Origin of the sequence: Azospirillum himalayense (genome assembly GCF_042657465.1) — a bacterium.
In the GTDB taxonomy this organism is placed as follows: Bacteria; Pseudomonadota; Alphaproteobacteria; order Azospirillales; family Azospirillaceae; genus Azospirillum; species Azospirillum himalayense.
Map to the genome: position 1 here is coordinate 1 of NZ_JBHSLC010000101.1, position 613 is coordinate 613.

General features: G+C 64.6%; 1 protein-coding gene. It reads left to right on the forward strand.

Annotated elements, in window-relative coordinates; all coding sequences use genetic code 11:
- Positions 1–186: hypothetical protein (locus ACFPMG_RS27890; RefSeq protein ID WP_376998455.1), on the forward strand; the 186-nt coding region annotated here is incomplete at its 5' end.
- Positions 187–613 lie beyond the last annotated feature (427 nt).

A 613-nucleotide genomic window follows, 5' to 3' on the forward strand; every position in this document is an offset into this window, starting at 1 on the left:
GGGTACCTGACACGGGAGCAGATATTGCTCCTGCTGACGGCCGATCCTGGCTCCGGGGAAGTCTATGCGCCGGATTGGCTGATCGAGGATTGTCACGACCGCGGGCTGATCACGCCGGGCGATGGGCCGGGCCGGTGGCGCCTCAGCGGTGACGGCTGGGATGCCTGGAATGCGCTGCTGGATTGACGGCGGACATCCTGAGGACGGTCAGGCCAACGCGCCCGGCAGGATATCCGGCAGCTACACCGTCTGGCACCGATTCCACAGGAGACTGTTGACGCTTGCGGGGCGTTGGCTCTTTGGAGGTGGCGACCATGGACGAAGTGGAGATGGAGCGTCTTAACCGCCTGCACCGCGACCTCATGCGCCGAGCACACGACGCCATTGAGGAAGCCCGAAGACGGCGCTGCGATCTCCAGAGCTTCTCTAAAATAGCGTGCGTCCGCAGCAAGAGCCTCAGGGACCAAGCGACGGAAGCCGCTTCTCACGCTGAGGAAACCAGGATTTGGACACAGGACGTTCACGCCCGGACGGTTGAAACGCTCGCAGCGAGCCGGACTGCCGCCTCTCGCCATGCTCGGCGCGGATCGGGCAGTGCTCGTGCAGGGTCAGG